This is a genomic window from Bradyrhizobium sp. 2TAF24 (assembly GCF_052115025.1).
In the GTDB taxonomy this organism is placed as follows: Bacteria; Pseudomonadota; Alphaproteobacteria; order Rhizobiales; family Xanthobacteraceae; genus Bradyrhizobium_A.
Genome location: NZ_JBFRFW010000031.1, coordinates 39849 through 46906 on the forward strand (window position 1 = coordinate 39849; position 7058 = coordinate 46906).

5 protein-coding genes are annotated in these 7058 nt (G+C 65.6%); all 5 read right to left on the minus strand.

Annotated elements, in window-relative coordinates; all coding sequences use genetic code 11:
* Positions 1 to 39: 39 nt before the first annotated feature.
* Positions 40 to 2130 (minus strand): ParB/RepB/Spo0J family partition protein, encoded by a 2091-nt coding sequence (locus tag AB4Z37_RS30800; protein WP_066788719.1) that lies wholly within the window; start codon positions 2128 to 2130, stop codon positions 40 to 42.
* 66 nt (positions 2131 to 2196) lie between these two features.
* The gene (locus AB4Z37_RS30805; protein WP_103245943.1) at positions 2197 to 3027 is read right to left on the minus strand and encodes a DUF932 domain-containing protein; all 831 of its coding nucleotides are present in this window, start codon (positions 3025 to 3027) and stop codon (positions 2197 to 2199) included.
* 775 nt (positions 3028 to 3802) lie between these two features.
* Complete coding sequence (locus tag AB4Z37_RS30810) at positions 3803 to 4213, minus strand: hypothetical protein (protein WP_441520491.1); 411 nt, start codon at positions 4211 to 4213, stop codon at positions 3803 to 3805.
* A gap of 302 nt (positions 4214 to 4515) precedes the next feature.
* The gene (locus tag AB4Z37_RS30815; RefSeq protein ID WP_103245826.1) at positions 4516 to 5679 is read right to left on the minus strand and encodes a PDDEXK nuclease domain-containing protein; all 1164 of its coding nucleotides are present in this window, start codon (positions 5677 to 5679) and stop codon (positions 4516 to 4518) included.
* Positions 5676 to 6875: a tyrosine-type recombinase/integrase gene (locus AB4Z37_RS30820; protein ID WP_103245827.1), complete on the minus strand. Its 1200-nt coding sequence runs from the start codon at positions 6873 to 6875 to the stop codon at positions 5676 to 5678. Before AB4Z37_RS30820 ends, AB4Z37_RS30815 begins: the two co-directional genes overlap by 4 nt.
* Positions 6876 to 7058 lie beyond the last annotated feature (183 nt).

Sequence of the window (7058 nt, forward strand, 5' to 3'; positions counted from 1 at the left end):
CGCCCCGGTCGAAGCCGGGGCGCTTGCCTTCGGCGCGGGTCAAGCGGCCAGCGCCTCGGCGGTTTCATCCGCCATTGCCTCGGCATCCTCCGGGGCGTCCTGCTCCGGGCCTTCCTCCTGCGCGCTTTCCTGCACTGCCTGCTGCGGGCCTGCGGCCTTGAAGATGGCAGGCATCCAGCCCGTGCCATCGGCCAGCCGCTCGGCTTCGCTGGCAATGTCGGCCTTCTTGAGCTTACCCAGCCGGGTGACGGATTCCGGCGCGAACTCGCCCACGGCCTCCAGAATCACGGCCTTGGAAACATGCTTGAAGTAGCCTTCGGCGGTCGGCTGCCACCATGCGGCCATGTCGAGGCCCACGGCCTGCGCCAGTTCTTCGCCGGGCTGGTGCGGCGTGGCGCGAGGCGTCACCACGTCCACCGTGGAAGCCACGCACACGGCCAGCAGCTTGACCAGCTCGTCTTGCGGCTTCGTCAGCAGCACGGCGAACAATTCGGCGCTGTCGTCCGGCAAGGCTTCGCCCGCTACCTGTTGCAGTTCGCGCAGCGCCACGGCGGCAGGCGATCCCGGCCAGTCCGGGGCCATGCCTTCCAGCCGGTCTTGCACTTTCAGGCCGACGCCCAGCGGCAGAGAATCACGGCTGCGGCCGTAGCGGCTTTCCTGCAAGGCGGTCTGCACCATGCCATGCACCACAGCTGCCAGCGCAGCTTGCGGATGCCGTGCGACTTCGATTTGCAGCGCGGCGGTGCGGTGGGCGCTCAAGCGTTGCGCCAGCCGGTCGGACATGGCGGCGGTCTTGGGCTGCCTGTCGTCGTCTCCGTCCTCGCCCTCGTCATCGTTCGCGGCGTCCGGGTCGCTGAAACCCTGGCGCAGCTTTTCCAGCGTGCGCAGCGCCTTGGCTTCGGCCTCGCGCATCAGGCCGCGATGAATCACGGCCTCGCCGTTGCGGTCGATGGTGACGATGGCACCGGCTGCGGCCTTCACGTTCGCGCCGTAGTCCTGCAAGCCATCTTCCAGCGCCTGCAACTGTTCGCCCACGGCTTCGCCTTCCTCCTGCAAGGCGTCGGCGTCGGCCTTGTCCTCGTCGTCGGCGTCCAGCGCGGCATCCACGGCTTCGGCCAGTTGGTGCATCCGGGCTTGCAGCTTCTCGATGCGTGCGGCTTCGCGCTTGTTCGGCTCGCGCCGCTCTCTCGGCGCACGCTGGAAAGCGTGCAGGTCGGCATGGGTCACGCCCGGCGTGGCATCCACCCAGGCCCAACCCTCGGCGCGGACAGTGGCGGCGATGCCCGCCAGCTTGTCTTGCGCCAGCCGTTCCAGCAGCGCGGCATCGGTCAGATACACACCCGCATCATCTTCCGCGAACAGGTCACGGCGCACGCCACCGCCTGCGGCCTCGTAGCTGTCCAGCCCGACAAAGCGCACCAGCGGATGCCGGCAGGCGTCGATTTCCCTTTCGGTCAGGCGTTCGCGCAAGTGGGATGGGTGGCGCTGCCACTGCGGTGCATCGTAGAACGCGGCTTCCTGCGCGGCGTGGTCATCGGTGATGGCAAGGGCCATCAACTGATCGAGCGTGACGGCATCGGCCCGGTAGTCGGCCATCAGGCGCGGCGAGACATTCGCCAGCTTCAAACGGCGCTGCACCACCAGCGGCGTAACGGAGAAATCCGCCGCAATGTCCTCGATGGGTCGGCCTTCGGCCACCAGCGCCGCGAAGGCTTCAAACTGGTCTGCCGGGTGCATGGCTTCGCGCTGCACGTTCTCGGTGAGGCTGGCCGTGCGGGCCGTGCCATCGGCCACCAGCAGGCAAGGCACCTCCCAATCCTTGGCGATGCGGTGTTTCTTCGCCAGCAGCTTCAACGCGGCGAGGCGACGGCCACCGGCCACAACTTCGTAATGCTCGCCATCGGCGGATGCGATCACGATCAGGTTTTGCAGCAGACCCACACGCTGGATGGATGCGGCCAGTTCGGGAATGGACATGCGCGGGGTCTTGCGCACGTTGCGGCCAGCGGGGCGCAGCACCAGCCGCGACAGCGGAACCAGAATCAGGTTCTTGGTCGGGTCGGCAGCTTCCAGCGGAATAGCTGCGGCGGTATTGACGGCGCGGGCTTCGGTTTGGGTGATGGCGTTCATGGTGACTCTCCAATCGAGTGAAACAAGGGAATGGAGGGGAAGCCGCCCCTCCGGCGGGGGAACGGTTCAGGCTTTCAACTGGCGCAGGCCATCGGCCAACATCCAGAGGGCGCGATTCAGGCGCACATCGGAATCAATGCCCTGCACGGGTCGGGTCTGCTGGCGGCGTCCGTTGGCGCTGCGGCCATGCAATCCGCCCTTGGTCAAGTTCTCCTGCGTGCGGTTGAACACGCTCCACAGGTCGGGGCGTCGGTCATCAAACCGGCGCGGCATCAGGATTTGCGACTCCGTGATGGGCGCGGGCTTGTTGTCCGTGGGGTCGTACTTGAGGGCCAGCGCGGAACGGGCGAACACTTCGGCTTCGCCTTCATCCAGCGTGATAGCGCGCATGGCATCGCGGGATTCCTTCACCCGCTCGAAGCCGCTCAACACCTCGAAAGCGCCTTCGATGACGGAACCGGCCACGTCGCCCTTATGGGGTACGCGCACGTCCGCCACGGTGTCGCCGCACACAAGGCCATTGCTGCACACGAACCGGAACATTCCGGCCAGCATCTGATAGCTGCTGGTGCCATCATGGGAGTTCAGCAGCACGATTTCGTTAGCCTCCGCGCCGTTGATCTGGCTGGCATGGCGCAGGCGCAGCATGTGCTTGGTGTGCTCGCGCTTGCCTTCATCGCGCACGCGGGTCTGCGTCACCATGAAGGGTTGAAACCCCTCCTTGCGAAGCTCGGTCAGAACTGCCGCCGTGGGGATATAGGCGTACCGCTCGGAGCGGCTTTGGTGCGGGGCATCCGCGAAGATGGACGGGGCTACCCTGCGAATCTGGTCATCGGACAGCGGGCAGTCGCTGCGCAGCGAAGGGGAACGGGAAGCGAAACGGGATGCGAGTTGCATGTCTTTCTCCTGAACAAAAAGGCCGTTGAAGAAAACCGCACACCGGATTCCTAGATTCGGAGCCCAGCCTTTCGGCTGTTCGGTGCGGTCGGCACGAGGAACCCGGTTGGCCCTGTTGCCACCGTCTTTCCTGAGTTCATCGCCCGCGACGGAAGGGAGCCCGTGGACGGGGGCCGTCAAGGAAACCAGCGCAGGGTTGGTGCGGCCCGCAGGCGCAGCCGAGGACACGGCCCTGCGCGCCTTGACGGCACCAGGCCGCGGGCTACAGTCGCGGACAAGGTGATGAAGTCAGGGAAGACGGCTGGACATGGCAACGGCCATCCCTGTGTGCCGACCGCACGCAAGCGAAGCGCGCAGGCCCGAAGCTGGAAGCCGGGCCGGAGGCGTCAGCCGAGCGGAGCGAGGGAACGATGGAAGCCCGACAGGGGCGAAACCCCGCAGGGGGTTCGATGCGAAGCACGACAGCGCGCCCGGCCATCTCCCAGGTGGCCGGGGACGCCCAGCCTTCAAAGCCGAAGAAACAACAGAATCAGGACGAGCACACGCAAGGCATCGTGGATCTGCTGCGAATGCGGTCTGGCCGATCCGGCGCAGCCGGGTCGGCGGTCTTCGAGGGGCGCCAAGCCTGCGCGGCGGGGATAGCCCGCAGGGCTTTCCCCTGGAGTGCAAGCGCAGCGCGCAGCGCCGCAGGCGCGAAGGTATCGGCACCGGGCGCAGCAAGAAGAAAGGTGCGCCGCTCCCGAAGGAACGACGCACCGAAGGCAGCGCGGCGCGATCAGCTCGCCGCCGGCGCCGTCATCGACTGCAACTGCTCGATCACGCCAGGCTCAACGAACACGCAAGCCTGCTCGTCCGCGATCGGTACGTTGAACATCCGCGCGAACACCGTGCGCCGCAGATGGGCCAGTCGGCCCGTCCGATACGCCTGCTCGGGCTTCATGCGCCCGCCGGCCTGCGAACCGCTGCGCTGCGGATCGCATTCGACCAGCGCCACAAAGCCATCGTCGGCCAGCTTCTGATGCTTGGGGCACAGGCCCCAGCCGGTCGCCGTATGGCGCTCCATGCTCGCGCGCAGGCGCTTGTCCAGCAGGATGGCGCCGGTATCGAACGCCGTGCCGCAAACGAGGCAAACATGCTGTTCGAGTGAAACGTGTGATTTGTCGTTCATGACGGTCTCCGGTTGCACGGGCGGAATTGCCCGGAACCGTCGCCCTCACGGCGCAGCGCAAGCAGTCAAAGATCGAAGACGGCCGCCAGGCCGCAAGCGTGCCTGCACGCGCAGTCATTGACGGCGAGAACGCCGTGATACGGTGAAGGGACACAGCAAGACCGCTCCCTCAAACCACCCACGCACCCGGCTTTCGGCAAGCGGAGCGCGCAGGCCCGAGAGGGCCGGAGGCGTCAGGGATCAAAGCCGGATGGCCGCGATTCGGCACGAAGCGCGGGGCGCAGCCCGCGAGCCCGACGGCGGCACGCCGGGACGCCCGGTTATTGCTTGCGCTTCTTGGGAGGCACCGTCACGCGAGATTCGATCAGCCGCCGCGTGTTCTCCAGTTCCTTTTGCAGCACCTCGGCATCCGGCAGCACCATCTTGTAGTTCGCCGCCATCACCTTGTTGGGCAAGCCTTCCAGCGCGTACCGCGCCAAGGCGTGCCCCTTGTCGGCGCAGAGAATCAGGCCCACGGGCGGATTTTCCTCGGGGAACGTCCAGTGTTCCTTCGCATAGTTGCAATACAAGTGCATCTGGCCCACATCAGCATGGGTCAAAGCACCGAGCTTCAAGTCGATGATGACCAGGCAGCGCAAGCGCCGATGGAAAAACAGCAGATCGACGCGATACCACGTCTGGTCGATGCGCAAGCGGCGCTGCCGCCCGACGAAGGTGAAGCCGTCGCCCAACTCCAGCAGGAAATCTTCCAGCCGTCGAATCAAGGCTTGTTCGAGATCGGATTCCGAATACTCGTCCTTGAGATCAAGGAACTCCAGCACGAGCGGGTCTTTGATCGCATCATCGACCGTCACGGCATCATCCGGCTTCGGCACGGCGCTCTTGACCAGCATCGCCGCCTTGTTCTTCGACAGCGCCGTGCGCTCGTAGAACTGGCTGCCGATCTGCCGGTCGAGCTGGCGCACGCTCCAGCCGCCGCGCAGGGCTTCGGCTTCGTAGAACTGGCGCGCGTGGTCGTCCTTGACCATCAGCAGCCGCACATAGGCCGACCACGGCAAGGGGAAGACATGGGCCAGTTCGTCCAGCCGCCCAGGGCGGCCCTGCGCCAGCAGGAAATGCCCTTGCGACGGCGCTAGAGAAGATTCGCTAGACACTGTCTGGCGAATTGGCCGGGTCAGGAAGAACGACCGCATCTGCTGCAAGTTCGGGCGGCTGAACCCACGCCCGAACTGCGCAGTCAAGTCGGCAGACAGCCGTTCGATCAACTGCTCGCCGTACCCTGCGCGGCGCTTGCCCTGCTGCTCGGCCTCCACGATGCGGCGGCCGATTTCCCAATAGCTGGCCGTCATCAGCGCATTGACGCTGCGCGCTGTTGCACGGCGTGCAGCGTCAAGCAGTTCTACGATGCCGCCGTGGATGCCGGCGTAGCCGGCAGGCAAGGCGGCAGCCTTGGCCGCCACTGCGGGCGATTTTGTGCTGTTCATGCTGTCGCCTCCGCAGGCTGGCGCGCACCCGTGATGGCCTGCCGCCGGCTGGCCACCAGCTCGGCCGCATCGCGCACTGGCTTGTCCTCGGTGTGGACATAGTGCATGAACATCGCCACGGTCTTGTGGCCTGTCAGCTTCATGCCCACCTTGGTCGGCACGCCCGAATTGGCAATGTCGGTCGTCGATCGGTGGCGGATACCGTGTGTGCCGACATGAGCCACGCCCGTGGCCTTGAGCACCCGGCACCAGCCACCGTAGTGCTCGCCAAAGGTCAAATGCTTGTCCGGGTCGTTGGGCGACGGCAGGACGTAAGGGCAGCCTTCCCGGCGTGGTGCCGTCGCAAGCAGCCGATAGGCTTCCGCGCTCATGGGCTTGGAGAGGCCACCGGTCTTGCTGTCCGGCCACACCACGCGCCGGTTCTCCAAATCAACCCACTTCCATTCGAGGGTGCAGATTTCGGAGCGGCGGCCCGCGAACTCGAATTGCAGGCGAATCGCCAGCGGAATGACGTAGTTCTCCAGTCCTTCCGCCTCCAATTTCTCCAGATGGCGGAAGATCAGCGCCAGTTCGTCGTCCACGATGAGCCGGGTTTCCTTGCCGGGCGGGAACATCGGAACGTGGCGGCACGGGTTCGTGCCGTCGGGGCGGTAGCCCCACACCTCGGCCAGGTTGAACATCTTGCGCAGCACGCCGAATGTGTTGTTCGCCTCGGCGGGTTTGTAGGCCAACTTCTCCATCAGCCCGGCAACGTCAGGCCGCTTCACGTCCTGCACCTTCTTGCGCCCGAGCAGCGGAACAATGCAGCGATCAATAACGGCCTGGTAGCCGCGCCGCGTGCTGGGCTTGTTGCGCTTCTTGGAGTAGTCCTCCATGAACTTCTGGCACAGCGCCTCCACCGTGGGCGCCTTGCGCGCCTCGGCCTTGGCGCCGCCGGGATCGCCGCCCCGGCGAACTTCAGCCAGCCAGTCCTGCGCCATGACGCGGGCCTGCTCGACGGTCAGTTCCCCGAACAGGCCCAAGGCAGGTTTGCGACGCTCGCCCGCGTTCGTGCGGTACTGGAGCATGAATACCCGGCGGCCCGCCGGGGTAATCTTGCACAGGAAGCCGGGCACCACGGTGTCCCGCAGTTCGATGTCCTGCGCCTGGGGTTGCGCCGTCTCCACGGCGGTCTTGGTGAGCTTGATCTTGGCCACGATGACTCCTCGGAAAGACCCGGTTTCCAAGAGCCACATAGGGGCCGCGAGAGCGGAAGCCGGGTCAGGTTTCGGAAAGCACCGGCATATGATGGACGCGCGTAAGTTATTGATAAACCTGCTGTATCGGGCTTCAGCGCAGTCCAGCGAAATGTCGGGCTGGGGTCATCGTCAAACAAAAAA

Excerpts from the sequence above, each read along its gene's own strand:
- AB4Z37_RS30800 (WP_066788719.1), bottom strand. The coding sequence starts at position 2,130 with ATGAACGCCATCACCCAAACCGAAGCCCGCGCCGTCAATACCGCCGCA.
- AB4Z37_RS30805 (WP_103245943.1), bottom strand. The coding sequence starts at position 3,027 with ATGCAACTCGCATCCCGTTTCGCTTCCCGTTCCCCTTCGCTGCGCAGC.
- AB4Z37_RS30815 (WP_103245826.1), bottom strand. The coding sequence starts at position 5,679 with ATGAACAGCACAAAATCGCCCGCAGTGGCGGCCAAGGCTGCCGCCTTG.